Origin of the sequence: Enterobacter sp. AG326, assembly GCF_004362415.1 — a bacterium.
In the GTDB taxonomy this organism is placed as follows: domain Bacteria; phylum Pseudomonadota; class Gammaproteobacteria; order Enterobacterales; family Enterobacteriaceae; genus Enterobacter; species Enterobacter asburiae.
In genome coordinates this window covers 93,315-116,514 of record NZ_SNXG01000007.1, presented here as the reverse complement: position 1 = coordinate 116,514, position 23,200 = coordinate 93,315, and the positions used below count along the sequence as shown (strand labels likewise).

The 23,200-nt window shown below is 53.1% G+C and carries 30 protein-coding genes; 18 read left to right on the top strand and 12 right to left on the bottom strand.

Translation table 11 applies throughout. From position 1 onward, the window contains the following. The first annotated feature begins 3 nt into the window (after window positions 1-3). Entirely contained in the window at window positions 4-1,344 is a 1,341-nt protein-coding gene (gene gntU, locus DFO52_RS18885) for a gluconate transporter (RefSeq protein WP_010436459.1), read from the top strand. Window positions 1,345-1,462: 118 nt separating this feature from the next. On the opposite strand, the gene plsB is transcribed toward gntU, so the two are convergent. Then, window positions 1,463-3,883 (bottom strand): glycerol-3-phosphate 1-O-acyltransferase PlsB, encoded by a 2,421-nt coding sequence (gene plsB / locus DFO52_RS18880; protein WP_133550978.1) that lies wholly within the window; start codon window positions 3,881-3,883, stop codon window positions 1,463-1,465. A 154-nt stretch (window positions 3,884-4,037) separates the two neighbouring features. Between plsB and DFO52_RS18875 the strand changes: the two genes are divergently transcribed. The 4 genes from DFO52_RS18875 (at window position 4,038) to DFO52_RS18860 (ending at window position 6,854) form a co-directional block, all read left to right on the top strand. Beyond that, window positions 4,038-4,406 (top strand): diacylglycerol kinase, encoded by a 369-nt coding sequence (locus tag DFO52_RS18875; protein WP_023334158.1) that lies wholly within the window; start codon window positions 4,038-4,040, stop codon window positions 4,404-4,406. 108 nt (window positions 4,407-4,514) lie between these two features. Continuing rightward, window positions 4,515-5,123 (top strand): transcriptional repressor LexA, encoded by a 609-nt coding sequence (gene lexA, locus DFO52_RS18870; protein ID WP_023310039.1) that lies wholly within the window; start codon window positions 4,515-4,517, stop codon window positions 5,121-5,123. Window positions 5,124-5,186: 63 nt separating this feature from the next. Continuing rightward, complete coding sequence (dinF, locus tag DFO52_RS18865) at window positions 5,187-6,524, top strand: MATE family efflux transporter DinF (RefSeq protein ID WP_133550977.1); 1,338 nt, start codon at window positions 5,187-5,189, stop codon at window positions 6,522-6,524. Window positions 6,525-6,644: 120 nt separating this feature from the next. Then, on the top strand, window positions 6,645-6,854 hold the full coding sequence (locus DFO52_RS18860; RefSeq protein ID WP_133551000.1) for a CsbD family protein: 210 nt from the start codon (window positions 6,645-6,647) through the stop codon (window positions 6,852-6,854). Window positions 6,855-6,923: 69 nt separating this feature from the next. On the opposite strand, the gene zur is transcribed toward DFO52_RS18860, so the two are convergent. Beyond that, on the bottom strand, window positions 6,924-7,436 hold the full coding sequence (zur, locus tag DFO52_RS18855; protein WP_008503369.1) for a zinc uptake transcriptional repressor Zur: 513 nt from the start codon (window positions 7,434-7,436) through the stop codon (window positions 6,924-6,926). A 115-nt stretch (window positions 7,437-7,551) separates the two neighbouring features. On the opposite strand from zur, the gene DFO52_RS18850 reads away from it, so the two are divergent. The 4 genes from DFO52_RS18850 (at window position 7,552) to DFO52_RS18835 (ending at window position 10,871) form a co-directional block, all read left to right on the top strand. Further along, window positions 7,552-8,040: a cupin domain-containing protein gene (locus DFO52_RS18850; RefSeq protein WP_133550976.1), complete on the top strand. Its 489-nt coding sequence runs from the start codon at window positions 7,552-7,554 to the stop codon at window positions 8,038-8,040. A 172-nt stretch (window positions 8,041-8,212) separates the two neighbouring features. Next, entirely contained in the window at window positions 8,213-9,523 is a 1,311-nt protein-coding gene (locus tag DFO52_RS18845; protein ID WP_047646892.1) for a conjugal transfer protein TraF, read from the top strand. 353 nt (window positions 9,524-9,876) lie between these two features. Continuing rightward, on the top strand, window positions 9,877-10,404 hold the full coding sequence (locus DFO52_RS18840) for a Panacea domain-containing protein (protein ID WP_227760428.1): 528 nt from the start codon (window positions 9,877-9,879) through the stop codon (window positions 10,402-10,404). Window positions 10,405-10,409: 5 nt separating this feature from the next. Next, on the top strand, window positions 10,410-10,871 hold the full coding sequence (locus DFO52_RS18835; protein WP_133550974.1) for a hypothetical protein: 462 nt from the start codon (window positions 10,410-10,412) through the stop codon (window positions 10,869-10,871). A 34-nt stretch (window positions 10,872-10,905) separates the two neighbouring features. Here DFO52_RS18835 and DFO52_RS18830 read toward each other — a convergent pair whose 3' ends face one another. From DFO52_RS18830 to DFO52_RS18795, 8 genes are all read right to left on the bottom strand, one after another. Then, window positions 10,906-11,178 carry a pyocin activator PrtN family protein gene (locus DFO52_RS18830; protein WP_032620635.1) on the bottom strand — a complete coding sequence of 91 codons (273 nt, stop codon included), beginning with the start codon at window positions 11,176-11,178 and terminating at the stop codon, window positions 10,906-10,908. Window positions 11,179-11,215: 37 nt separating this feature from the next. Then, window positions 11,216-11,785, bottom strand: coding sequence for a 3'-5' exonuclease (locus tag DFO52_RS18825; RefSeq protein ID WP_133550973.1), 570 nt, complete (start codon window positions 11,783-11,785; stop codon window positions 11,216-11,218). 193 nt (window positions 11,786-11,978) lie between these two features. Beyond that, window positions 11,979-12,314: a hypothetical protein gene (locus tag DFO52_RS18820; RefSeq protein ID WP_133550972.1), complete on the bottom strand. Its 336-nt coding sequence runs from the start codon at window positions 12,312-12,314 to the stop codon at window positions 11,979-11,981. After that, on the bottom strand, window positions 12,314-12,640 hold the full coding sequence (locus DFO52_RS18815; protein ID WP_133550971.1) for a hypothetical protein: 327 nt from the start codon (window positions 12,638-12,640) through the stop codon (window positions 12,314-12,316). The genes DFO52_RS18820 and DFO52_RS18815 overlap by 1 nt, the downstream gene beginning before the upstream one ends. Next, the gene (locus DFO52_RS18810; protein WP_133550970.1) at window positions 12,637-12,837 is read right to left on the bottom strand and encodes a hypothetical protein; all 201 of its coding nucleotides are present in this window, start codon (window positions 12,835-12,837) and stop codon (window positions 12,637-12,639) included. Before DFO52_RS18810 ends, DFO52_RS18815 begins: the two co-directional genes overlap by 4 nt. After that, entirely contained in the window at window positions 12,822-13,364 is a 543-nt protein-coding gene (locus tag DFO52_RS18805; protein WP_133550969.1) for an HD family hydrolase, read from the bottom strand. Before DFO52_RS18805 ends, DFO52_RS18810 begins: the two co-directional genes overlap by 16 nt. A 135-nt stretch (window positions 13,365-13,499) precedes the next feature. Further along, the gene (locus DFO52_RS18800) at window positions 13,500-14,327 is read right to left on the bottom strand and encodes a DUF2303 family protein (RefSeq protein ID WP_059446196.1); all 828 of its coding nucleotides are present in this window, start codon (window positions 14,325-14,327) and stop codon (window positions 13,500-13,502) included. Between the two features lie 56 nt (window positions 14,328-14,383). Next, a complete protein-coding gene (locus tag DFO52_RS18795; RefSeq protein WP_032634314.1) occupies window positions 14,384-14,755 on the bottom strand; it encodes a hypothetical protein in 372 nt (123 codons plus the stop codon). 510 nt (window positions 14,756-15,265) lie between these two features. Here DFO52_RS18795 and DFO52_RS18790 point away from each other — a divergent pair. Beyond that, entirely contained in the window at window positions 15,266-15,520 is a 255-nt protein-coding gene (locus DFO52_RS18790; protein WP_133550968.1) for a hypothetical protein, read from the top strand. Here DFO52_RS18790 and DFO52_RS18785 read toward each other — a convergent pair. Both DFO52_RS18785 and DFO52_RS18775 read right to left on the bottom strand, forming a co-directional pair. Then, window positions 15,498-15,692, bottom strand: coding sequence for a hypothetical protein (locus DFO52_RS18785; protein ID WP_133550967.1), 195 nt, complete (start codon window positions 15,690-15,692; stop codon window positions 15,498-15,500). The genes DFO52_RS18790 and DFO52_RS18785 overlap by 23 nt on opposite strands. Before the next feature lie 346 nt (window positions 15,693-16,038). Then, complete coding sequence (locus DFO52_RS18775) at window positions 16,039-16,713, bottom strand: LexA family transcriptional regulator (protein ID WP_133550966.1); 675 nt, start codon at window positions 16,711-16,713, stop codon at window positions 16,039-16,041. An 88-nt stretch (window positions 16,714-16,801) separates the two neighbouring features. Here DFO52_RS18775 and DFO52_RS18770 point away from each other — a divergent pair, with 88 nt between their 5' ends. The 8 genes from DFO52_RS18770 to DFO52_RS18735 all read left to right on the top strand — a co-directional run bounded on the left by DFO52_RS18770 (window position 16,802) and on the right by DFO52_RS18735 (window position 23,189). After that, window positions 16,802-17,002 (top strand): YdaS family helix-turn-helix protein, encoded by a 201-nt coding sequence (locus DFO52_RS18770; protein WP_133550965.1) that lies wholly within the window; start codon window positions 16,802-16,804, stop codon window positions 17,000-17,002. A gap of 43 nt (window positions 17,003-17,045) precedes the next feature. After that, a complete protein-coding gene (locus DFO52_RS18765) occupies window positions 17,046-17,603 on the top strand; it encodes a YmfL family putative regulatory protein (protein ID WP_063928736.1) in 558 nt (185 codons plus the stop codon). A 172-nt stretch (window positions 17,604-17,775) separates the two neighbouring features. Further along, window positions 17,776-18,477 (top strand): phage regulatory protein/antirepressor Ant, encoded by a 702-nt coding sequence (locus DFO52_RS18760; RefSeq protein ID WP_206689408.1) that lies wholly within the window; start codon window positions 17,776-17,778, stop codon window positions 18,475-18,477. Between the two features lies 1 nt (window position 18,478). Then, complete coding sequence (locus tag DFO52_RS18755) at window positions 18,479-18,658, top strand: DUF4222 domain-containing protein (protein WP_133550964.1); 180 nt, start codon at window positions 18,479-18,481, stop codon at window positions 18,656-18,658. Further along, on the top strand, window positions 18,655-19,518 hold the full coding sequence (locus DFO52_RS18750; RefSeq protein ID WP_133550963.1) for a conserved phage C-terminal domain-containing protein: 864 nt from the start codon (window positions 18,655-18,657) through the stop codon (window positions 19,516-19,518). Before DFO52_RS18755 ends, DFO52_RS18750 begins: the two co-directional genes overlap by 4 nt. Then, window positions 19,515-20,411, top strand: coding sequence for a phage N-6-adenine-methyltransferase (locus tag DFO52_RS18745; RefSeq protein WP_133550962.1), 897 nt, complete (start codon window positions 19,515-19,517; stop codon window positions 20,409-20,411). The genes DFO52_RS18750 and DFO52_RS18745 overlap by 4 nt, the downstream gene beginning before the upstream one ends. After that, window positions 20,404-22,134: a DNA cytosine methyltransferase gene (locus DFO52_RS18740; RefSeq protein WP_133550961.1), complete on the top strand. Its 1,731-nt coding sequence runs from the start codon at window positions 20,404-20,406 to the stop codon at window positions 22,132-22,134. Before DFO52_RS18745 ends, DFO52_RS18740 begins: the two co-directional genes overlap by 8 nt. Further along, window positions 22,131-23,189 carry a DUF968 domain-containing protein gene (locus DFO52_RS18735; RefSeq protein WP_133550960.1) on the top strand — a complete coding sequence of 353 codons (1,059 nt, stop codon included), beginning with the start codon at window positions 22,131-22,133 and terminating at the stop codon, window positions 23,187-23,189. Before DFO52_RS18740 ends, DFO52_RS18735 begins: the two co-directional genes overlap by 4 nt. The last annotated feature ends 11 nt before the right edge of the window (window positions 23,190-23,200 follow it).

Sequence of the window (23,200 nt, the reverse complement as noted above, 5' to 3'; positions counted from 1 at the left end):
GTTTTGAGTACATTAACGCTAGTTTTGACAGCAGTGGGTTCCGTATTGCTGCTGCTGTTTTTAGTGATGAAGGCGCGTATGCACGCTTTTGTTGCTTTGATGGTGGTTTCTATTGGTGCAGGTCTCTTTTCCGGTATGCCGCTCGACAAGATCGCCGCGACGATGGAAAAAGGGATGGGGGGCACGCTGGGCTTCCTGGCGATTGTGGTCGCCCTTGGCGCGATGTTTGGCAAGATTTTGCACGAGACGGGCGCGGTCGACCAGATTGCCGTCAAGATGCTGAAATCCTTTGGCCACAGCCGCGCGCACTACGCGATTGGCCTGGCTGGCCTGATTTGCGCGCTGCCGCTGTTCTTCGAAGTGGCCGTTGTGCTGCTGATAAGCGTCGCGTTCTCCATGGCGCGCCATACCGGCACTAACCTCGTGAAGCTGGTTATTCCGCTGTTTGCGGGCGTAGCGGCGGCCGCAGCGTTTCTGCTGCCGGGGCCTGCGCCGATGCTGCTGGCGTCTCAGATGCACGCTGACTTTGGCTGGATGATCCTGATTGGCCTGTGCGCGGCAATCCCGGGGATGATTATTGCCGGTCCGCTGTGGGGCAACTTCATCAGTCGTTACGTTGAGCTGCATATTCCGGACGACATCACCGAGCCGCACCTGGGCGAGGGCAAAATGCCGTCCTTCGGCTTCAGCCTGTCGCTGATCCTGCTCCCGCTGGTTCTCGTGGGTCTGAAAACCATCGCCGCGCGCTTTGTGCCGGTGGGCTCCAGCGCCTACGAATGGTTCGAGTTCATCGGCCACCCGTTCACGGCGATTCTGGTGGCCTGTCTGGTGGCGATTTACGGCCTGGCGATGCGGCAGGGAATGCCAAAAGACCGGGTGATGGAGATCTGCGGTGCCGCGCTGCAGCCCGCGGGTATTATCCTGCTGGTGATCGGCGCCGGTGGCGTGTTCAAGCAGGTGCTGGTGGATTCCGGCGTGGGCCCGGCTCTGGGCGAAGCGCTGACCGGGATGGGCCTGCCGATTGCGGTCACCTGCTTCGTACTGGCTGCGGCGGTGCGTATCATCCAGGGTTCCGCAACCGTGGCGTGCTTAACCGCCGTGGGTCTGGTGATGCCGGTGATTGAACAGCTGAACTACTCCGGTGCGCAGATGGCCGCGCTGTCTATCTGTATCGCGGGCGGTTCGATTGTGGTCTCTCACGTTAACGACGCGGGCTTCTGGCTGTTCGGGAAATTTACCGGCGCTACCGAAGCGCAAACCCTTAAAACCTGGACGCTGATGGAAACCATCCTCGGCACGACGGGTGCGATTGTCGGGATGATAGCCTTTACGTTGCTGAGCTGAATGCGGTGATTTAACAAGGCTCAAAAATAAGGCCCGGTAGCGTTAGCGCTTACCGGGCCTTTATATTATGCAGAACGCCAGGCCGGGTCAGGTGAAGCCACCACCCGGCTTTTTCACATCACTCGCCCTGCGTCGCGCTCTCAATCGTCAAACGCACATCCGAGGTGATCAGTTCTGCCAGCATCTGGTACACCTTCAGCGTCTCTTCCGGCTCGGCATCGCCCGTATCGCTGATGTAGCCTTCGTCACGCAGCGTCAGGACCAGAGAGCTGAAGACCGCTTTGTCGAAGAACTCCGGGGCGTTAATGCCGTGCAGAACGGACAGGCGCTGTGCCAGCGTCCGGCTCTCTTTCTCCAGCGTACCGCGGTTAATAGACGGGTTCGCACTCAGCAGCCAGAACGTAATGGCGTAGCGCTGCAGCGTTTCGCGCGCGCCGGCCGCCAGCAGTTGCAGGGTACGGGAACGCGACGGATTGATGTGCAGCTCGTCGTTTGAAACGGCGATCAGCCCCTGACGACGCAGCTCTTCCGTCAGTTTGTCCAGTTCGCCCGCCAGCTCATCCTTGCTCCAGCGCAGGAACAGTTCCGCTTTCAGCATCGGATAGAGCGTCTCAACGTGACGCAATAGCTCCTGACGCGAAATACTGCGGTGCTGGGTGATGATAGCCGCCATGAGCGACGGCAGCATCAGCATATGGGTGATATTGTTGCGGTAGTAGGTCATCAGCACTGCCTGCTCGCGCGGCAGAATGATGATGTCGCCGATCGTGTCCTTTTCGACTTCAAACTTGTTCATCTGCAGCGCGTGATCGATAAGCTCACTGGCGGTAGCAGAAGGCACGGTTGAATCAACGGAATACGGCACGTTGCGCATCATGTCCAGATAGCAATCCAGCTGCTCCGTGAGCTGTTCGCGGGTCAGCGAGCGCTGACGCGAAGCCAGAAGCGCCGTACAGCACAGGTTCATGGCGTTAGCCGCACCGGCGTTGTTAATGCGCACCATCAGCTCGGACGCGATGCCGTTGACCGTTGGCGTCAGCCAGGCCGGACGAATCGCTTCGATAGGATCGATGGACTCACGCCACTCGGGAACGTGATGGTTCAGATACGTCATCAGCGGCATCGGTTCGCCGAAGTTCACGTAGCCCTGACCGAGATTGCGTAGCTTGCTCAAGCCGCGCAGCATCTGCGGCAGGCTCTCTTTCTCTTTGGTCGCACCGCGCAGTTCTTTGGCGTACGTGCCCACTTCCATCACGTGCTCATAGCCAATGTAGATTGGCACCAGCGTGATTGGACGGGTTCCTCCGCGCAGCATCGCCTGAATGGTCATCGACAGCGTGCCGGTCTTCGGATCGAGCAGACGTCCGGTACGGGAACGACCGCCCTCCACGAAGTACTCAACGGAATAGCCGCGGCTGAACAGCTCGCCCAGATATTCGCGGAACACGGTGGAGTAGAGCTTGTTGCCCTTGAAGGTGCGACGGATAAAGAACGCGCCCAGACGGCGGAAAATCGGACCTGCTGGCCAGAAATTCAGGTTGATACCGGCAGCAATGTGCGGCGGTACCAGCCCCTGGTGATAGAGCACGTAGGAAAGAAGCAGGTAGTCCATGTGGCTGCGGTGGCAGGGAACATAGACAATCTCATGGCCATCGTGCGCCAGCTGGCGTACGCGCTCGGCGTTATGAACGTTGATGCCCTGGTAGAGACGGTTCCAGGTAAAGCCGAGAATACGATCGGACAGGCGAATCATCTCGTAAGAGAAGTTCGCTGCAATCTCTTCCATCAGCGCAATGGCGTTCTGCTGGGCTTTCTCATGCGATATTTTCTTGCTGCGCGCTTCGTCTTCAACGGCGCGAGCAATCGCTTTGGAGGCCAACAGCTTGCTGAACAGATCCTGACGCGCCGGGAGACGCGGCCCTACGGCAGCCAGGCGCTGGCGGGCGAAGTGCATACGCGCCACGCGCGCCAGTTTTTGCGCGATGATCTTGTCGGTACCGTGCTCGTCCGCCATTCGACGCAGCGAAACGGAAGGGGAGAAACGCACAAAGCTGTCGCGTCCCAGCCAGGAGACCGCGAAGAACTTCTGGATGCCGTTAAGCATGCGCAGCGGCGGATTCTCTTCACCTTTTTCACGGCCCGGACGACGACCAAACATCACCGATACCGGCACCATCTGTACATCCAGATCGGGGTTGCTGCGGTGCAGGTCGAGATAGTCGTGGAACAGCTTGATGGACTCTTCTTTTGGCGTGTAGTAGGTAAACACGCGCGGTCCACCGTGAATGAACACGTAGCGCGGCAGCAGCGTACCGTCAACTTCAAGCGGTTCAAGCGGGTCAGGTAAGTCATGCGCCAGACACTGGGCGCGAAGCGTCAGTAAGTCTGCCTTCGAGTTATAAGGCAAAACGTACATAATAGGACGCGAGGTATCGAGCCCCAATTCCAGCGCGGGTTCTGCTGGGATAGACTTGCTTTTTACCAGGATGCTTAATGGTAAATTAAGTAATTTGTAGTAAATTCGTGGCCAGCCGGACATAAACGATGTAAAGCCTCTGGTTAATAATGCAATTGCGGCGCAAGGATAACAGAAAGCGCGCAAAATTTCTGTTGTTACCCGTCATACTTCAGGCTGTAGCGAAACGCGCTACAGTTCCTGTTACTGACGCTTTTTTTCATAAAAGGTTCTTTTAATGGCCAATAATACCACTGGGTTAACGCGTATCATCAAAGCCGCCGGCTATTCATGGAAAGGTTTCCGTGCCGCGTGGATCAACGAAGCTGCCTTTCGCCAGGAGGGCGTCGCCGCAATCATCGCGGTGATCATCGCCTGTTTCCTTGATGTTGATGCAATTACCCGCGTACTTCTTATCGGTTCCGTACTTCTGGTGATGATAGTGGAAATTCTTAATAGCGCTATTGAGGCCGTTGTTGATCGCATTGGTTCAGATTTCCACGAGCTTTCTGGCCGCGCAAAAGACATGGGCTCTGCTGCCGTGTTGCTGGCGATTATCACTGCCGTTATCACCTGGGTCACGCTGCTTTGGTCACATTTCCGATGAGCCTCGAGGAATAATTAAGTCCCTGGTTTTTTGTGCAGTTTTTGGTTCCAAAATCGCCTTTGACTGTATATACTCACAGCATAACTGTATATACACCCAGGGGGCGGAATGAAAGCGTTAACGACCAGGCAGCAAGAGGTGTTTGATCTCATCCGGGATCATATCGGCCAGACGGGTATGCCACCCACGCGTGCGGAAATCGCGCAGCGTCTGGGCTTCCGTTCTCCGAATGCTGCTGAAGAACACCTGAAAGCGCTGGCGCGTAAAGGCGTGATTGAGATTGTTTCAGGCGCGTCACGCGGTATCCGCCTGCTGGTGGAAGAAGAGACGGGCATTCCGCTGATAGGCCGTGTTGCTGCTGGTGAGCCTTTACTGGCACAGCAGCATATTGAAGGCCACTACCAGGTCGATCCTGGCATGTTCAAACCGAGCGCTGATTTCCTGCTGCGCGTCAGCGGTATGTCGATGAAAGACATCGGTATTCTTGACGGCGATCTGCTTGCGGTGCACAAAACGCAGGATGTGCGTAACGGTCAGGTGGTTGTCGCGCGCATTGATGATGAAGTCACCGTCAAGCGTCTGAAAAAACAGGGGAACACCGTTCAGCTACTGCCTGAAAACAACGAGTTCTCCCCGATTGTGGTCGATCTCCGCGAACACAACTTCTCTATCGAAGGACTGGCGGTTGGGGTCATTCGCAACGGCGAATGGCTGTAACCTCTTCCTGACAGGCTATGGCGCCGCTGTAGCCTGCTTCATTCTCGACTCCCGGTATTTTTCATGTCACTGCTGACGGCATCCGATAAGGCATTGTGGCGTCTTGCTCTGCCGATGATTTTCTCCAATATTACCGTGCCCTTGCTGGGTCTGGTCGATACTGCCGTTATTGGTCACCTTGATTCGCCTGTTTATCTTGGCGGCGTGGCGATTGGCGCGACGGCAACCAGCTTCCTGTTTATGCTGCTGCTCTTTTTGCGCATGAGCACCACCGGGCTCACGGCCCAGGCTTATGGTGCAAAAGATCCGCTGCGTCTGGCGCGCGCGCTGGTCCAGCCGCTGATCCTTGCGCTCGGTGCGGGGGCGTTAATCGTTTTATTTCGTACGCCCCTGATCGACCTTGCGCTCCATGTTGTCGGCGGCAGCGAGGCGGTACTGGCTCAGGCGCGACGTTTCCTTGAAATCCGCTGGCTCAGCGCGCCCGCCTCGCTGGCAAACCTGGTTCTGCTGGGGTGGCTACTGGGCGTTCAGTACGCCCGTGCGCCAGTGATTTTGCTGGTGGTAGGCAACCTTCTTAACATTGTGCTGGATGTCTGGCTGGTAATGGGCCTGCATATGAACGTGCAGGGCGCGGCGCTGGCGACGGCGATTGCCGAGTACGGAACCTTTATTATTGGCCTGTGGATGGTCTGGCGCGTGCTGGCGATGCGCGGCATCTCCCTGGCGCTGCTCAAAACCGCATGGTGCGGCAATATCCGTAGGCTGCTGGCGCTCAATCGTGACATCATGCTGCGCTCGCTGCTGCTTCAGCTCTGCTTCGGCGCGCTGACGGTTTTCGGGGCGCGACTGGGGCCAGAAATCGTCGCGGTCAACGCGGTATTGATGACGTTACTGACCTTTACCGCCTACGCGCTGGACGGTTTTGCCTATGCGGTAGAAGCGCATTCCGGGCAGGCGTACGGCGCGCGCGAAAGCGGGCAGCTGCGGGACGTCTGGCGGGCAGCCTGCCGCCAGTCTGGGCTGGTGGCGCTGGCGTTCGGCCTGGTTTACGCCTGCTTTGGTGAGCAAATCGTCGCATTGCTTACGTCTATCCCTGCGCTGCGCGAGCTGGCGAGTCACTATCTCATCTGGCAAGTCATCTTACCGGTGGTCGGCGTCTGGTGTTATCTGCTGGACGGCATGTTTATTGGTGCGACTCGCGGAGCGGAAATGCGCAACAGCATGGCGGTCGCGGCGGCCGGGTTTGGTCTGACGCTGCTGACGCTTCCCTGGCTGGGTAATCACGGTTTGTGGCTGGCCCTGGCCGTTTTCCTCTCGCTGAGAGGGATATCGCTGGCTTTTATCTGGCACCGCCACTGGCAAAACGATACCTGGTTCCCTTCACGTCACGATATATCGTGACGGTTAAAGATTCCGAATATGAAATCAACTGCCGAATCCTTAACTACAATAATTATCACGTCCAGCAGAAAAGAACGTAACGGACGTTACGACCCGACGCTTAACTAAGAGGACACGATGATGAATAAAGACGAAATCGGCGGCAACTGGAAGCAGTTCAAAGGTAAAGCGAAAGAACAGTGGGGTAAGCTGACTGATGACGATATGACCGTCATTGAAGGTAAACGCGATCAGCTTGTCGGTAAAATTCAGGAACGTTACGGCTACGCGAAAGACCAGGCGGAAAAAGAAGTAGGCGACTGGGAAAAACACAACGACTACCGCTGGTAACCGGGCTATACCCGCAAGTACAAGGAAGTACACCCTGAGGGCGGCCATGAGCCGCCTTTTCTTTTGCCGTTAACGCGGTTTTTTCTTCACAAGAATAGAGTGGTCGTGCTGACACGCGTCCTGATGACGGCAGGCTTCCACTTCCACGCAGGCAGAGCACAGCCCGTGCGCTTCAATCACGTTATGACGCAGGGCAAAACCCATTTTCGCTGCCAGCGTATGCATAATATCTTCCACGCCCTCCGCGGCTTCTTCTTTCACCACGCCGCAGCGGTCACAGATAAACATCGCCGATGTGTGGGTGGGCTGATCGAACAGATGGCACAACACATAGCTGTTTGTGGACTCAACTTTGTGCACGAATCCTTGTTCCAGCAGGAAATCCAGGGCGCGATACACGGTCGGAGGTTTCGCCTGCGGCTCGCTTTCGCGGAGCAGGTCCAGCAGATCGTAGGCGCTGATGGCACCCTGCTGCAGGCTCATCAGACGTAAGACTTCAAGGCGCTGCGGAGTCAGGCGCACATTGCGTTGCGCACACAGCTTTTCGGCCTGCGCTAACAGCTCTTTTGTGGACTTATCCATTTAGCACCCCGAATGTTATAGGACGGAAAACCCTCACTTTATCATGTTCTGGTAAAAACGCCGAGATCCGCCAGTCTGTGCTATACCTGACCCATTGCAAAACGGGAAATAAACAATGAAAAAACCTGACTGTATTCGGCACTGGCGCGACGTTGAAGGCGCGGATGATTCGACCTATCCAGATAGCGATGAGCGTTTTTCTATCGGCGCCCCGTTGGCTCGCAAGCTTGGGCTCGGGCGCATTGGTATTCATCATGAGCGTTTACCGCCCGGGCGCAGAACGTCCTATCCGCATGCGGAAAGCGATGAAGAAGAGTTCATTTACGTGCTCGAAGGTCATCCAGAAGCGTGGGTTAATGGCTATTTATGGAAACTTGAACCGGGCGACAGCGTGGGGTTTCCTGCCGGAACCGGTATCTGCCACACCTTTATCAACAACACGGACGAAGAGGTGCGGTTACTGGTCGTTGGCGAGGCCAATAAGAAGCACAACCGCATCTACTATCCGCTCAACCCCGTGTATGCCGCTACCCGTGAGGATCGCTGGGTAGACCACCCGCCCCAGTTTTTTGGGCCGCATGATGGGGAACCTGGGAAAAAATAATTTCCTCTTCTATAAATATTGAGGGCCGTCACAAAATACAACAGGCCGTAAGGGAGTTTTACTTAGGGATAGAAATAGCGGGTCTTTTACTACTTATTCACAGCAATAGTTCGTTCCTGTTTGGGTGATAACAGACAGGGGTTATTTCATAACAGACTATAACGGGCATACTGTGAAAAAAAATTTTAAATTTTCGGTGGTTAGTATCGCTGTTTCCTTGTTTATGGCAAATCAGGCGGGAGCAGCCAATACCTGGACAGAATCACGGAGTGACGCAATGGGTGGTACCGGCGTTGCGGCTGGGAGCTATGGTAGCGGGGCGTTAATCAACCCCGCGTTGCTGGCAAAGGCAAAACCGGACGATGATGTGACGGTCATTTTGCCGTCCGTTGGGGTACAGGTGACGGATGAGGACAATCTTCAGGACGAGATAGATACCATCAACGACAAAATCAATCACTATAAAGATGTGGTTGACGACCTCACCCCAAGAGACATTATCACCAATCCGTTAGGTTCCATTAATCAGTTCCAGGGCGCGGCCAAAGATCTGGCCGATGAGCTGGACTATCTCAAGGGTAAAACCGCACGCGCGACGGCAGGTGCAGGGCTTGCCGTGAGTATCCCTAACGATGTGCTTTCCGTGGCCTTTATGGCGAAAGGCTATGCCCATGGCCGGGTGAGCTCGTCTATCGATCAGCAAGATATTGATTATCTGCGCGGTATTCAACAAAGCAAAGTGGTGGCTGCCGGTGTTGCCCTGGACGCTGCGCTGAACGGCACGGATCAGATCACTAAAAATCTCAACTCAACGGCGTCTGGCCGGGCAGCGATTGTGTCCGACTATGGTGTTGCCGTTGCCCGTCAGTTTGACCTCGGCGGCGTCCCGGTTTCCGTAGGGGTTACGCCAAAGCTGCAAAAAACCTGGGTCTATAACTACACCACGTCAATCTACGATTACGACAGTAACAAGTGGAACGACAGCCGCTACCGCACGGACGACACGGGCTTTAACGTCGATGCCGGTATTGCGGCTGATTTCGGCGAACACTGGACCGTTGGCGTGAGCGGCCAAAACCTGATGTCGCGCGATATCGACACCAAAGATATCCGTATCCGCAACGGCCGTACGGGAGAAGTGGTGAGCTATAAAGACACCTATCAGATCCGTCCGCTGGTGACCGCCGGCGCCGCCTGGCACAACGACCTGGTGACGCTGACCGCCGATGGCGATCTGACGGAAACCAAAGGCTTCAAGAGCGAAGATACGTCGCAGTACGTGGGCGTCGGTGCCGAGGTTACGCCGCTCAGCTGGCTGGCGGTACGTGCGGGTTATCGCGCGGACGTGAAGGGTAACGACAGCAATGTCTTTACCGGCGGTGTCGGCTTCGCGCCGTTCAGTACCGTTCATGTTGACCTGATGGGCCTGTACGGCGAGGACGAAACCTGGGGCGCCGGGGCTCAGCTGAGCATGACGTTCTAAAGTCCACCGGAGGCGCTGCGCCTCCGGCTTTTCTTTGTGCTATAGTAGCGCCCCTTTTCCACCAGATGCTTAAAACTTCGCCATGTCGTCAGAATTACAGACCGCTTTCCCTGCACACCGTTTCTCCATTGCGCCGATGCTCGATAGGACGGATAGTTCAGTAAAATAGGTGGGTTTTGTGTGTCACGGGGTTCTATTGGGAACCTGTTGTCGTAACTTTTCTATTCATATCTATTCATTGAGCATCATTTGCCCAGGTATTAAATTGACCGGATATGCCCACAGGTATTAAAATTACTTAAAACAACTGCGGTTGTTAGGTTTTAAAGTCACATTTGATGAAGGATAACTTGATGCTAACTATTAGATTCGATTCAGAAAAGGCTTTAGAGGCCATTCTGTACGTCGCCTCTAAAGCACCAATTCCTGACATCTACCATGTTGGTAAGATTTTGTATTATGCGGACCGGTTCCATCTGGAGGCGTTTGGTCGTCTCATCACTGGCGATCAGTATAACGCCATGAAAGATGGCCCGGTCGCCAGTAATACATACGACATCATTAAGATCGCCAGAGGTGACGGCCGCTACATTCCAAACGGATGTGATACTGACTCAGTACGTAAGGCATTCTGTATCGCAGGTATGAATGTGGTTCCTCGTCGTCAACCAGATGTAGATTTTCTGAGTGAGTCCGATTTAGAGTGTATCGACAAGTCAATCGAGATGCTCGGTGAAATGTCTTTCGAAGATATCAAAAACATGAGCCATGATGCTGCATGGGAATCTGCTGATAGAAATGGTGAGATGCCACTTGAATCCATCATCGGCCAGCTTCAAAATAGCGAAATGATTTTGGATTATCTTCATAACGGATATTGATACTTATGCTGGGTGATAGCTTTCCTCCTGAATTTATGGCTAGTTTTAGTCGAGAAAGAGGCATATCACCTGGCGATGTTTTGTATCTTCACTGCGAGTTTACTACCCCTCCCAAAGTGAAGTTTATGGTAGTGGTTTGCTGTGAGCCTCTTCTAGTTCTCTTGATAAACTCTGAAGTTAACCCATTCATCCAGAAAAATGCGTCATTGATGGCGTGTCAGGTTGCTGTTAACCAAAAAGATCATGATTTCCTTGACTGGGATTCCTTTGTGAATTGCATTCAGGCGCACGCAGCGTTCGATCTGGAAGTTATAAAAGAGCAAATATCCACAGATTATGGTGGGATTTTGAAGGGGCGAATTACTGACTCTTGCATGCAACAGGTTCGAAATGCAGTTAATGCTTCTAAAACTATGGTTACGCGTCACAAAAAAGCGATCCTATCTGCGCTTCAGGAATATGAATAAACCCGCTTTCGGCGGGTTTGTTATCTTTTCCATTTTAACTATTTTTCGGTTTATCTGTTCTAACTCTCTCCCACTCAACTCGTCCTTCTTCCCTTCTCTTGTCGATATACTCAGCAAGATCCTGAATATTGATACAGCGCTTTGCTTTCTGAGAGGTTCCTACGCGATAGGTTGGGATAGGCAACAGACACGCATTGGCTTTTGCCTCTGCTGTCGCCGGGCTCATGCCGAAATACTTCTGACATACCACTGAAAGTTCAATGTTTGGGGTGTTGAACTCAGCCATAAGAAAAAAAAGAGTATTCATGGATTCTCCATAGCCCGGCTGCACCCGGGCGTTTAGGTTATTCTTCAGTGCTGGTGGGCAGCAGGCGCTGCCAAATTGCTGACACATATTTTGCCTGGTGGCGGGCATCGGCTAGTGCATTGTGGGCTACGCCATCAAATGGCATATTGCGCTTGGGGTCGAAACCAACCTGTTTGCCAAGAAGCACCATGGTGCGTACGTCGCTGTCGTTCCAGAATTGCCACGGGCATGTATGGCCGGCGCGTTCGTAGGCTGAACGCAAAATCACGTTGTCGAAATTGGCACCATTGCCCCAGACTTTCAGGTTGCGCGGGTTGTCGGAGTTACGGCTGATAAACGAGCTCAACTCGGAGAGAGCAAAGGTAATGCTTCTCGTATCGTCGGTACAAATAGCAGCGCGAGCCTCCGCTGATTGCTTCAGCCACCACAGGATCGTGTCACCGTCAGGGGTAGCACCCTGATCCATGGCGCTGGCTAAGTTGACGGGCACATAGAACTCGGCGCCCAGCTCACCGCTTTTCGGGTCGAAAAACACAGCGCCGATCGCGACAATTGGCGCAGCAGGCTTATTGCCCATGGTTTCGAGGTCTATCATAAGGTGGTTCATTACATGTGCTCCAAATCTGATGGTTTAAAAGAATGCCAGTAACCCTCTTCACGGGTCTCTGTTCTGGTCTTGCCGCAGCCATTACACCCATAGTGGAAAATAATAGTTGGCTGCAGCCCGTTAAGGGATTGATATGGGTGAAGCTCTTTCTTGAACAAAACCCATTTGTGAAGCCTGAAAAGGCAGCGAATCTTCATCTACTTCCCCTCCACTTGGCCGCCAGCAGACGGATTGATGTCGCAGGGTAGAGGTAAACTGGCACCTCGTGCTTGAGCTTTGGATCACATCCAATGACTACTGCTGAAATAGACCACATCCAGTTATTTTCATCGTGATCGTTATCATGCATGTGTTCGGCGCATCTTTTAGTAACAAAACCAAATGGTTCCTGCTCCATGACAGCCAGTAACGCACGGGCCATCATTTCAGCCTCTTCAGCAGGAAGCACAACATTGTGCCCCGTGCTGTATTTGGCGCGCCATGATGCGATTGTCTGAAGGCGTTCTTTGTTAAGTTCGCTGGTGGTCATCACTCTTCTTCCTCTGGCAAGACCAGGATGGTGTCGTCCGGCACAGTGATGGTGAGCTGGACACTGTAACCACGCTCATGCATGGCGTAAGTGACGGGCCACGCTGGCAGCGGCGTATCTTCGGCAACCTGACTGATGCCGATGCTCCACAGCCCGGAGTCGAGGTAATAACCGACAACCTGCATTTCACCCTCGGCGGATTTGATGTGATAGATGCCTGGAGAGTTGTAGCAACCAATCTCCTCGCGGATCGCACCTCCGCATTCCAGCAGATCATCGCTGGCACCGTAGAAATGGAGGTGTTTAACTTTAATTTGTTCGTTCATTGCGATTTATCCCCGCGTAAAATTTCGTTCTCTGCCATAAGGGTGACGCGCTGATCCAGAGCTTCACTTAGGGCAACAAAGGTCACATCCAGTCTGGTGGCGACTTCACGCATTAACTGTGCCTCTGCTGGTGGAAGGTCTGACGCTGCTATGTGTGCCGCTGTGACCAATTCTTTTACTTTCATATGTTGTTGCATGCGCGCAGCTCCATCAGTTCGTTAAAGCGGGTCATGAACAGTCCGTAAGCCTGACCAGGGCGAAGAGGAATGACCTGGATAATATCGCTGGTGGGGATTCCTTTGAGGCACGGCCATTCGGTGCCGTCGTCAATCTCCAGATCGCGGCGTTCGGTCGCTAACATTGTGAGGTCTGCATACTTCACAACAGGCGACATTTCTGCCGGTAATCCAAAGACAGTACGAATCAGACCATCAACGCGGGCTTCAATACGGCGATAATCAGGAAGCAGGGCTTTAAGCGGTGCCGGTACATCCTGGCAATACGCTTCAGCTGCATCATGCATCAGGGCTTCAAATGCAAACTCAGGCGGTACAATTTGGCTCGCTAAGACAGAATGCTGGGCAACGCTGTAGAACTCTGGAAGATGGCCAGCAAAGCGACAAATGTTGGATAGAGCGTTTGCGATATCTTCAATATCAACGTCGGCGGCAGTTGGGTTAATGAAATTAAACTTTTTGCCGGAAAGTGTTTGTATATAACTCATAATCGAATCTTCTCCATTTTTTGCAGCTGCACCTGCGGCGATTTTTGGTTGTACGAATCCCTCGCCGGATGGCGATATTTAAAGGAATTACGCTTCACTAATAACCCCGTTGCCGGGGTTATTAAGGCTGAGCAATTACGCTTTAAAGTTACCGATGAAGGTTTCAACTGTGTCGCCGTCGAATTTCTCGATCAGCAGATCACGGAACTCATTGGCAATAGCTTCTTCCTGCGCTTCAAGCTGGACAATGCGCAGAACAAAACATGGTTCATCGTTTGTCAGTAAGCTGTTACGCAGGCTGAAACGGCGTTCACCAAGACCTTCATACGGTACGCATTTAAATTCAAACGCCACTGGCATAACGTCTTTGCTACTGGCTTCAACACTCTGCATGAGGGATTTTTTACCGCTGAAATCACCGTCTTCGTGATCCTGCTGCGTTGCCTGCTGGATAGTGATACGACGGACCGCCTGAGCAGCCTGGGAAATTTGCATGGCTCCGCCTTCCGCATCGAACGCCAAAAGGTAATCGCTCCAGTCTTCCAGCCATTCAGCGATCTGCTTCTGTTTCAGTCGCTGACCGTTGATCTGCAGAAGTGCACGGAACGGAGCGGTTTGTTTCAGGCTGATCGAAGCAATGTTGTCCGCATGACCAGGATTATCCAGCGTGCCGATATTGAAGATGGAACGGGCGGTCATATTGTCAGCATCGATAAAACAGCGAGCTTTCTCGGTTGCGCTGGCGTATCCCTTTGAGTAACGGACAAAGTCTTCAATGCTGGTTGTGCCCATGGCACCACGGAAGCGGAAGCGCTCCAAAGAGAAGCGCTCAAGGCTTTCGACATTTGTGCCGTCCGGAAGCAATGCAGTCGGGCAAGCCAGACCATGGATATCATTCAGATGATAGCCGGACAAAACCAGGTCTTTGACCTGCTGAAAGGTACCGCTGTCTAACTGAGGCATAAAAAATCCTTATTAACAAATGATTGAAGTGGTTACAGTGAATTGGTCGAGGCGGTTCACTGAGCCGCTTTAAGCTTTCCGTCAGTGCCACCGTTGATGCTGAACAGCTGACCCTGATCCTCCTGGAGGATGGTTAGCTTGCCGCCTTTATTGACCCACATCGGTGTTTCGGTGGTGTCTTCTTCGGAGGCTTTACCGCGCGGGGTCGGGGTGCTGTAGTTCAGCTTGTGCTTGATCTTGACGCGCTTCTCTTCAACGGAATTACCCATACGCTCAAAATCAAAGGTGAGGACTACTTTGCCTTTATTGCCGTTGTTCAGAACGCCGAGAGCGGTGGTGTTGAGCGCCGCTGCGATTTTGTTCATGAACACTCCGGCATCCAGCTCGCCCAGAAAGTCGGGCACTACGGTCATGCGGTCATTACTCATGGTTTTACCCTCATGAAAGGCGGCTGCAACCGCCAGTGAAACTACTCCATACACAACAGAGAAGGACACCTGCGCGATTATCATGGGTAGACAGGCCACTTTCCTCGCGCCCGGGTGGATTGGGTTATGAGCCCGTCACCCGGTAATGCCCTTGTCTGTTGTGTAAAAAGGGCAGTACCAGGGACTTCTAAGGTTGGTTCTGGTACCGCCAAGACTACACACAGCAATTCATATGTTGTGGCGGTGGTGCCTCCACCTGCCGGCCCGGCCAAAACCAGCGACGCTACACCTTAAGAAACGTATTCATTTCAAAGTTGAAATAAACTTATTGGCCTCGTCACGTGCGCAGAGCCGCATTACCACAACTGGAAGCGCACTCCGCCTCTTTGCTTACCTGTCATCCACAACCGATAGTTGATGGAGTGCGCTTTCATGTTGTGCGCCTGTCTTTTCACCACTTCAGGCTCGGTGGTACTCTGGTCGCTCTCACACAGCCAGAAGGAAACTTTCATGCGCGGAGTCGTCGTACATCATGAGCACCGCATTGGTTACATCGTTATCCGTGACCAAATCGGAGAATTCACGGTCGCTGAGCTGCTCGGTGGGTATGACGTCGAGAAGGGGCACGTCATATCCGGTGAACTCCACAATCTCGGTGGCGAAACTTTCACTAACGAGACTGAGGAAGAAGAAATTGAAGTGTTTGTTCAGGGCTACGGCATGTCTGAACAGCAATCAATTCTCATGATCCGAGGCACTCGTTAATCCACCGACGAAAAAGAGCACAGTGCTTTAACGTCGCGTTGCAGTATTCAACGGAGATCACCTGGCCTTGTATTAATTGAGGCTTAATCTCTTCGTTGATCTGCAACCCTCGTTTGGCTGCCAGCTCCAGACGCGCAATCTTTTCGAAAAGCGCTTCTAACTTCTTATCCATCGGACTTCTCCAGTACGGTATGCTTCACGCCTAAGTGTCTTCGGGCGGGGTGCTAAGGGGGGTGATTAGCCCTGATCCCTAACACTCCTGCTGGTATTCGGTATTCCTGGCTTGGGTATCGCCACCAGCTATAGGAATTTGACTACGAGTTGCGGTTAATCAGGCCGCGCCTCTGTTACCCCTCCCGAAGACACCTTCCAGCGAATCATCCCGGTCTTCATCTGCCCCGGGCGGCTACTTCGTGGGCATCCTGCCTGTTCGCTGTTTCTTGTTGGTACATTATGTACCTCAAGGGTACATTGTCAAGTATAAAAAAACCTGCCGAGGCAGGTTCATTAGGAAACCATTAAGGTTTTGTTCTGTATCTTCTTGGTTTTCCGGAAAATATAACGGTCCCTATTATTGAGCAGTTACCATTGATTTTGACGTAAGGCTCTGGCCAGTTCGGATTTAGAGCCTTAAGAAACTTTTGACCCCCATCTTCAATCAGACGCTTGAAAGTTGTCTCTCCCGACTCATGCATCAAAGCGATCACGTCGTCGCCATGAACGGCTGCAACTTCTGGATCAACAAAAATCATATCGCCTGGCCGATATTCAGAGATCATCGAATCGCCGATAACCCTGAGAATATATGTCATCGGGCCACAAGGAACAGGGCAAGGATAAGTTTCAGTACTATTCAAATCTACCTCAGCATAGCCAACTTCGGTCCATGCTCCTGCCTGCACCCAGGATATAACCGGAACCATAGTAATATTTCTATTAGTGTCGGAAACATCAGGATTTTTTGCAACATTAGTAGTTTGATGTTCCTTATCTAGCCATCCTTGCGGGAGATCGAAACATTTCTCGATATGCCGTGCCATTGCGTCACCAATATTTTTGGTAGCACCTTCTCCCATAAACCTACTCGTTTGGGTCGGTTCGCGATCAATCATGTTGGCGAAGTACGAATTTCCACCAACACCATCCCGCAATTTTCTAGCGTTTAAGCGCCGTATCTCTTGGATAGTTTTCATTCTGAAATTACACAACTTGTACCGTAAAGGTACAAGTACCTTGCTGGTTCATTTTATTCGTGTAATATGTACACAGGAGGTACATATTATGAAAGAGTATTGGGACTCTTTAACTAAAGAGCAGCAGTGCAAGTTGGCAGGTAGTGTTGGTTCTACTCCCGGCTACCTGCGTTTGGTGTTCAACGGGTACAAAAAAGCGGGTTTCTCATTGGCTAAGAAGTTGGAGTCAGCCACTGCTCGGGCTATCACCAAATCCGATCTTCGGCCGGATATTTATCCGAAACAGTAACAGGGTATTCCTGTTTTAGTACCACAGGAGTAAGGGGTTAACCGTGGGTATAGAACCTGAATGGAAAGTAGATAAGCAACCGTCCTGGCTGGTAGCCGCTATCAAAAAGACCATCACTGAGCTTCCTGGTGGATATGGCGAAGCGGCGGAATGGCTGGGAGTCACTGAAAACGCATTGTTCAATCGTCTGCGTACTGAAGGGGATCAAATTTTCCCACTTGGGTGGGCGATGGTGCTGCAGAGTGCTGGTGGATCGAACCATATCGCTGACGCAGTAGCACGGCATTCGCACGGTGTATTCGTGCCGCTGGCAGAAGTGGAAGAGATTGATAACGGTGATATTCACCAGCGGTTAATGGAATCCATTGAGTGGATCGGCAAGCACTCGCATTACATCCGTAAAGCGACGGCAGACGGCATCATCGATGCGACAGAACGAGCACAGATAGAGGAGAACAGTTACCAGGTTATGACGAAATGGCAAGAGCATTTGACGCTGCTTTTCCGTGTGTTTTGCGCACCAGAAAAGAGTGACGCCCGCGAGTGTGCAGCTCCGGGCGTCGTGGCAGATAAATCTATGTGTATGGAGAAATCCGCATGAGCAATTTAACAGCAATTCCTCGTTTACCGCAACTTCGGTCGTTTCCGCTCCCGGACGCGCCGTTGTTCAGGTATGAGCGAATGGTAGCAGGGCGCTGGGTTGCATGTAACCACAGTCGCGCGGCTCTCATTGTGGGGGTATTCAACCGGAGGGCTGCGGCATGGTACGGCAAATGAACCAAACAGGCGCGCCGGCGTCACTACCAGTTTTTAGCTCCAGCCCTATGACCATGGGAAGCCGTGAGATCGCCAGGCTGACAGAAAAGCGTCACTCAGATGTGATTCGCGACATTGAACGAATGTTTGAACAACTGGGAGAGGATGTAAGAGGGTATGCGCAAAACTTCGTACACCCCCAAAATGGACAAACTTACCGCGAGTATCGCTTAGACCGCGAGCATACCGAATGCCTCGTTGCAGGTTATAGCGCTCCTTTGCGTATGAAGATCATCCGTCGCCTGCGTGAGCTTGAGGGTGGGGCACCGTCAGTTCCTCAGACCCTGCCTGAAGCTCTCCGCCTGGCTGCTGATATGGCTGAACAAAATGCGCAGCTGGCGCATAAGGTACAGCAGGACGCGCCGAAGGTAGCTTTCGTCGAACACTATGTTGAAGCCGGTGGTGCCAAAAGCCTGCGCGAAACAGCGAAAATCCTGAACATGCCTGAAAAGGCAATGATCGACGCTCTCCTGCGAGACAAGGTGCTGTTCCGCCAGTCCGGCAATCTCCTGCCACATGCACTTCGCCAGCGCGAAGGACTATTCACTGTCAAAACGGGCACTTCTGACTTCGGCCATGCCTACACCCAGACACGTGTCACACCTCGTGGTGTTGAGTGGATCGCTCAGCGCTACGCCTCAGAGCTGATGGGAGGGTGATATGAGCAACAATCATCAAATTCTCGATCGGCTTTACCGCGATCACCACGGCATCATCGTCAACGTTATCAGATACGAGCCAGACAGCCAGCGCGTAATCTACCGCCGCCCTGGTTATGAGTGGGAGTGCGCGGCACCGTTGCTGATCTTCCGTTCCCGATTCAGGAGGATCGACAAGTGAGTGTGAAATTATCCTCCTACGTCTGGGATGGTTGTGCTGCCGCAGGAATGAAGCTGTCCAGCGTGGTTATTATGGCGCGCCTGGCTGATTTCAGCAGCGATGAGGGGGTGTGCTGGCCATCTATAGCGACAATTGCCCGCCAGATTGGAGCAGGGGAAAGTACTGTCAGGACGGCGATAGCGAAGCTTGAGAAAGAAGGCTGGCTAACACGCAAACAGCGTCGCCAGGGAAACCGCAATGCCTCGAACGTCTATCAACTGAATGTCGTGAAACTTCAGGCTGCTGCTCTTTCTCACCTGTCAGAATCTGACACCTCAAATTCTGACGCATCAGATTCTGACCCATCAAAATTTGAGGCGTCAAAATCCGGTAATCAGGGCGGGTTTGACCCGTCAGAATCTGGCGGGGATCCGTCAGTAAAATCAACTACTGATCCATCAGATAAAAAACCTTCTTGTCCGGTTGCGCCGCAACCCGACCCTGAGGTTGTGATCACCGATAACGCCATTCTGGTGTTAACCCACTTAAACCAGGTCAGTGGCTCTCGGTACCAGAAATCAAAGACCTCTCTGGAGAATATCCGAGCCCGGCTGCGGGAGGGGTATACCGTCAGTGACCTGAAGCTGGTTATTGACCTGAAGCATGAGCACTGGAACGGCAACGACGAGCAGTACCAGTACATGCGCCCTGAAACGCTGTTTGGCCCGAAAAAGTTTGAAGGCTACCTGCAAAGCGGGATCCGCTGGGACAAGAAAGGCCGCCCTCCGCGTGAAAGCTGGGGTGAGAAGAAACATGATCCGATGAAATTTGGTGGGCCGGACAAAGCCATACCTACTGGCTTCAGGGGAGCGAAACAATGAGCCTGAATACTGATAACAAATATTGCCGTGCATTGGCTGAACTCCGCGCAAAACCAGCGCACGAATTGAAAGAGGTTGGGGATCAGTGGCGTACACCAGATCTACTGTTTTGGGGCATCAATTCGATATTTGGCCCGTTGGTTCTGGATCTGTTCGCAGACGACAGCAATGCAAAATGCCCTGCTTGGTATACCGCCGAAGATAACGCGCTAACGCAGGATTGGTCTGAGCGTCTGGCAGAACTCGGTGGCGCCGCGTTTGCTAACCCGCCTTACAGCCGCTCTCAGTACCACGAAAAGCAGGCGATCACCGGGATGACCCACATCATGAATCACACGATGGCGATGCGTGATAAAGGTGGTCGTTACATATACCTCGTGAAGTCAGCAACAAGCGAAACATGGTGGCCGGAAGATGCCGATCACATCATGTTTATTCGTGGTCGTATTGGGTTTGATCTTCCTGTTTGGTTTGTTCCCGCTGACGAGAAACAACAGCCCACCAGCGCTTTTTTTGCCGGGGCTATCGCAGTCTTCGACAAAACGTGGCGCGGTGAAAGCTTCAGCTATATCAATCGCACCGAACTGGAAGAAAAAGGGCGGGCTGCATTGTCATTGGCTCAATTCGCCGCGGCAAAAATGGCCCTGCCGACATTGCCGGAAAAGGTGATGACTGCTCCAATTGAAACGCCTGAGGTTGAGTCGCGCATCTGGCCGCTTGAAGTTGGCCTGGTATTTAATCAGGTTGAAGGCGCAGATTCTCTGGAGTTAAACCAGCAGAACAAGCTTAAAGCGAACATCAATCAGCTCTGGCTTGAGCGTATGCCCACCAGCGAAATAATCACTGTCGCTGGTGGTCTGGTCAATAGCATGCAGGGGGCCGTCAATGCGTGAAATTATCGTTGATAACTTTGCTGGCGGCGGCGGTGCGAGTACCGGAATTGAGCTGGCGATCGGGCGTAGCGTGGATATCGCTATCAACCACGACGAAAACGCTATTGCGATGCATAAAACAAATCATCCGGACACGCTGCATTATTGCGAGTCAGTGTTTGACGTTGATCCAATCGCAGCCACCAGCGGTAAACCTGTCGGCCTGGCTTGGTTTAGCCCTGACTGCCGCCACTTCTCCAAAGCGAAGGGCGCGAAGCCGGTTAAGAAAGAAATTCGCGGGCTGGCGTGGATAGTCCTGCGCTGGGCGATGGCAGTTCGTCCCCGCGTCATGATGCTGGAGAACGTCGAAGAATTTAAGACATGGGGCCCGCTGCTGGATGAAGAATTACGCCCGGATCCTGAGCGTGCAGGTGAAACATTCGAGGCATTTGTCGGCATGCTGTCGACGGGGATCGCGGCGAATCACCCAGCACTGGCTGAGGTTTGTGAATTTCTTGCCATTGATCCGCACGGCCAGCAGGCGCAACAGCTGATCGCCGGGCTTGGCTATGAGGTCGATTATCGTGAGCTGCGCGCTTGTGACTACGGCGCGCCGACGATCAGAAAGCGTTTCTTCATGGTCATGCGCTGTGACGGCCGCCAGATTCATTGGCCTGATGCGACCCATGGTGATCCGAAATCACTGGAGGTAGAGAGCGGCAAGCTGGCGCCATGGCGAACTGCTGCGGAGTGCATTGACTGGAATATCCCGGCTCTGTCCATCTTTGACCGCAAAAAGCCATTGGCGGAAAATACGCTCAAACGCATCGCGCGTGGTATTGAGCGGTTTGTGCTGAACAATCCGACTCCGTTTATTGTGAAGTGCAATCACACCAGCAGTCGCACGGCATATGACTGTTTTCGTGGGCAGGATATTGATAGTCCGCTGCAGACTATTACCAAGACCCACGGATACGCTGTCGTTACCCCGTTTATTGCCGGTAATGGTGGTAGCGAATATCAGGCGAAACCTCGGGCGATAAATAAGCCAGCCCACACCGTGTTGAAAGAATCTCGCGCCTGCCTGGTGGCACCGATGATAGCCCGTCAGTTTGGGAACAGTACCGGACACGGTGCTGATGAACCCAATGGAACGGTAACCGCTAGCGGCGGTGGAAAGTCGCAGCTGGTGACAACCTTTCTGGCGAAGCACTTCGGCGGTAATTATGCGGGGCCAGGTGCCGCTATGGATGCACCAGCGCATACCGTAACGACCACTGATCACCATGCTGTTGTGACCTCGCATCTGGTTCACCTGCGTGGTACCTGCAAAGACGGTCGGAAAGTGGATCAGCCCATGCCTACAGTTACCGCCGGCGGCCAACATATCGGAGAGGTTCGCGCCTTTCTGATGAAGTACTACGGCAATGAAAAAAGCGGCGTATCACTGGATGAACCACTGGGTACTGTCACAACCAATGATCGTTTTGGGCTGGTAACGGTTGATGGTGCCGACTACCAGATTGTCGATATCGGCATGAGAATGTTACAGCCACATGAGCTTTATCGGGCTCAGGGATTCCCGGCAGGCTACATCATCGATCAGGATTATCGCGGCAAACGCTATGCAAAAGACAAGCAGGTTGCCCGTTGCGGTAATGCAGTACCTCCGCCTTTTGCTGAGGCGCTGGTGCGGGCAAATCTTCCTGAAATTTGCTCAGAGCAACAGCGGGAGGTGGCGTGAAGGCGTTACTCAAGCCGGACATCGCCCGCGGTCTGGGCGTTGTCTTACTGAAGCCAGGTAGTGAGCTGATGAGCCTCTTTCACCAGGGGCGTATTCTGATCGAGCCAGAGCCAAAATCAATGTCACACCTGCCTTCGGGCAGGGTGCCAGATGCGCGACAACCTCTGGCAGAAGATAAATCCCTCGAGTCTTTTTTTACTGATGAGCGCGTTATTAAAGCTGCTGGTGGCCCGGCGGCGCAGGAGGCGTGGCTATTGCACAGGTTTAAGCATTGCCAGTGGCCACACTCCGATTATCACCATGATGAACTGGTCACAATGCCGTATCAGCCTGGCGCGATTCTGCTGTGTTGGCATTGTGATAATGAGTTGCGGGATCAGTCTACAGAACGGCTGTCGGCACTGGCGCGTAAGAACGTCGTTGAGTGGGTTGTTGATTCGATATTGATGTCGCTACGGGCTGGTAAAGATCGTGAGCTGTCTATTGCAGAACTGTGCTGGTGGGCCGTGTATGCCGGCGTAGCAGATGCAATTCCGGAAGGTCTTGCCGCCAGAGCACTTAAGCTACCGTATGAGCCATTTCCTACCGTCTACAAAGAAAGCAGCATTATTGCCGCAGACAACAGGCCAACCGTTGCCCTGCAGGGGAGGCTCAAAACTGCAGGGGCATTTAAAAGATGCAGGCTGGAAGCAAAACAGCAGGAACAGCAGCCGCAGATATTAGCGCTGCGCGCGGATCCAGAGTCGCCTGAATCTTTTATGCTCCGGCCAAAGCGTCGGCGCTGGACCTGTGAGGACTACACCCGGTGGGTTAAAGCTCAGCCCTGCTCTGGTTGCAGAAGACCTGCTGACGATCCCCACCACATAATCGGGAATGGAATGGGCGGTACCGCCACCAAGGCCCACGATCTCTTCGTGTTCCCTCTGTGCAGAGAGTGTCACGACGAGCTTCATGCCGATGTAGCGGCGTTCGAGAAGAAGCACGGCACGCAGCTGGAGCTGCTGTTCCGTTTTCTGGATTGGGTGCTGGCAGTCGGCGTAATAGTAAATAAGTAAGTGTATGGAGT

Coding starts and splice junctions, on each gene's coding strand:
- DFO52_RS18875 (WP_023334158.1), top strand. CDS start 4,038: ATGGCCAATAATACCACTGGGTTAACGCGTATCATCAAAGCCGCCGGC.
- DFO52_RS18795 (WP_032634314.1), bottom strand. CDS start 14,755: ATGAGTAATGACCGCATGACCGTAGTGCCCGACTTTCTGGGCGAGCTG.
- DFO52_RS18830 (WP_032620635.1), bottom strand. CDS start 11,178: ATGAATACTCTTTTTTTTCTTATGGCTGAGTTCAACACCCCAAACATT.
- DFO52_RS18825 (WP_133550973.1), bottom strand. CDS start 11,785: ATGAACCACCTTATGATAGACCTCGAAACCATGGGCAATAAGCCTGCT.
- DFO52_RS18745 (WP_133550962.1), top strand. CDS start 19,515: ATGAGCCTGAATACTGATAACAAATATTGCCGTGCATTGGCTGAACTC.
- DFO52_RS18800 (WP_059446196.1), bottom strand. CDS start 14,327: ATGCCTCAGTTAGACAGCGGTACCTTTCAGCAGGTCAAAGACCTGGTT.
- DFO52_RS18785 (WP_133550967.1), bottom strand. CDS start 15,692: ATGGATAAGAAGTTAGAAGCGCTTTTCGAAAAGATTGCGCGTCTGGAG.
- DFO52_RS18805 (WP_133550969.1), bottom strand. CDS start 13,364: ATGAGTTATATACAAACACTTTCCGGCAAAAAGTTTAATTTCATTAAC.
- DFO52_RS18760 (WP_206689408.1), top strand. CDS start 17,776: ATGAACCAAACAGGCGCGCCGGCGTCACTACCAGTTTTTAGCTCCAGC.
- DFO52_RS18790 (WP_133550968.1), top strand. CDS start 15,266: ATGCGCGGAGTCGTCGTACATCATGAGCACCGCATTGGTTACATCGTT.
- DFO52_RS18860 (WP_133551000.1), top strand. CDS start 6,645: ATGAATAAAGACGAAATCGGCGGCAACTGGAAGCAGTTCAAAGGTAAA.
- DFO52_RS18820 (WP_133550972.1), bottom strand. CDS start 12,314: ATGACCACCAGCGAACTTAACAAAGAACGCCTTCAGACAATCGCATCA.
- DFO52_RS18815 (WP_133550971.1), bottom strand. CDS start 12,640: ATGAACGAACAAATTAAAGTTAAACACCTCCATTTCTACGGTGCCAGC.
- DFO52_RS18755 (WP_133550964.1), top strand. CDS start 18,479: ATGAGCAACAATCATCAAATTCTCGATCGGCTTTACCGCGATCACCAC.
- dinF (WP_133550977.1), top strand. CDS start 5,187: ATGTCACTGCTGACGGCATCCGATAAGGCATTGTGGCGTCTTGCTCTG.
- plsB (WP_133550978.1), bottom strand. CDS start 3,883: ATGTCCGGCTGGCCACGAATTTACTACAAATTACTTAATTTACCATTA.
- DFO52_RS18850 (WP_133550976.1), top strand. CDS start 7,552: ATGAAAAAACCTGACTGTATTCGGCACTGGCGCGACGTTGAAGGCGCG.
- DFO52_RS18840 (WP_227760428.1), top strand. CDS start 9,877: ATGCTAACTATTAGATTCGATTCAGAAAAGGCTTTAGAGGCCATTCTG.
- DFO52_RS18775 (WP_133550966.1), bottom strand. CDS start 16,713: ATGAAAACTATCCAAGAGATACGGCGCTTAAACGCTAGAAAATTGCGG.
- DFO52_RS18810 (WP_133550970.1), bottom strand. CDS start 12,837: ATGCAACAACATATGAAAGTAAAAGAATTGGTCACAGCGGCACACATA.
- DFO52_RS18770 (WP_133550965.1), top strand. CDS start 16,802: ATGAAAGAGTATTGGGACTCTTTAACTAAAGAGCAGCAGTGCAAGTTG.
- DFO52_RS18740 (WP_133550961.1), top strand. CDS start 20,404: ATGCGTGAAATTATCGTTGATAACTTTGCTGGCGGCGGCGGTGCGAGT.
- zur (WP_008503369.1), bottom strand. CDS start 7,436: ATGGATAAGTCCACAAAAGAGCTGTTAGCGCAGGCCGAAAAGCTGTGT.
- DFO52_RS18835 (WP_133550974.1), top strand. CDS start 10,410: ATGCTGGGTGATAGCTTTCCTCCTGAATTTATGGCTAGTTTTAGTCGA.
- lexA (WP_023310039.1), top strand. CDS start 4,515: ATGAAAGCGTTAACGACCAGGCAGCAAGAGGTGTTTGATCTCATCCGG.